At 70.4% G+C, this 1,066-nt stretch carries 1 protein-coding gene; it reads left to right on the top strand.

The features are described from left to right. A partial coding sequence (locus ACFXA3_RS19125; protein ID WP_385188184.1) for an ABC transporter substrate-binding protein occupies positions 1-904 on the top strand: 904 nt, incomplete at its 5' end. Positions 905-1,066 lie beyond the last annotated feature (162 nt).

Below are 1,066 nucleotides of genomic sequence, written 5' to 3'. Positions count from 1 at the left end.
CCCGGGCAGGCCGGCGGATGTGGCGGGTACAGGGGCGGGCGGCGGCGCGGGCACGTGCTCCTTCGACCTCGCCGTCAACCCGTGGGTCGGGTACGAGGCCAATGCCGCGGTCATCGCGTACGTCGCGAGGAAGGACCTCGGCTGCGAGGTGACCGAGAAGGACCTCAAGGAAGAGGTCGCCTGGCAGGGCTTCGGCACGGGCGAGGTCGACGCCATCGTCGAGAACTGGGGCCACCCGGACCTGAAGAAGAAGTACGTCGAACAGCAGCGGACGGCCGTCGTCGCGGGGGAGACGGGCAACAAGGGGGTCATCGGCTGGTACGTCCCGCCGTGGCTCGCGGAGAAGTACCCGGACATCACCAAGTGGGAGAACCTCAACAGGTACGCCGACCGGTTCAGGACCTCGGAATCCGGGGACAAGGGCCAGCTGCTGGACGGTGACCCGTCGTTCGTCACCAACGACGGGGCCCTGGTGAAGAACCTGAACCTCGACTTCAAGGTGGTCTACTCGGGCAGCGAAGCCGCGCTGATCCAGGCCTTCCGCCAGGCCGAGGCCAAGAAGACGCCCGTCATCGGCTACTTCTACGAACCGCAGTGGCTCTTCTCCGAGCTGAAGCTGGTCAAGGTGGAGCTGCCGGCGTACAAGGCGGGCTGCGACGACGACCCCGAGAAGGTCGCCTGCGACTACCCCGTGTACGCGCTGGACAAGATCGTCAGCAAGAGGTTCGCCGACTCGGACGGTCCGGCCTACCGGCTCGTGAAGAACTTCACCTGGTCGAACGAGGACCAGAACCTCGTGGCGAAGTACATCGCGCAGGACAAGATGACGCCGCAGGACGCCGCCGCGAAATGGGTCGGCGCCCACCGTGCCCAAGTCGACGCCTGGCTCGGGAAGAAGGGCTGAACCGGGCCCCGTCCCCGCGTACCGCACCGCGCCCGGGCGGCAGCGCCGCCGCCCCCCGGGGGCGGGCGGGGCCCCCCCCCGGGCCCAGGCGTCGAGGGCCCGCCCCCGCGCGGGGGCCCCCCCCCGGGGCGCCCCCCCCGGGGCGGGGAAACCACCCCCCCC

It is taken from the genome of Streptomyces sp. NPDC059456, from assembly GCF_042750055.1.
Lineage (GTDB): Bacteria > Actinomycetota > Actinomycetes > Streptomycetales > Streptomycetaceae > Streptomyces.
This window is presented reverse-complemented; position numbering and strand designations above follow the sequence as displayed.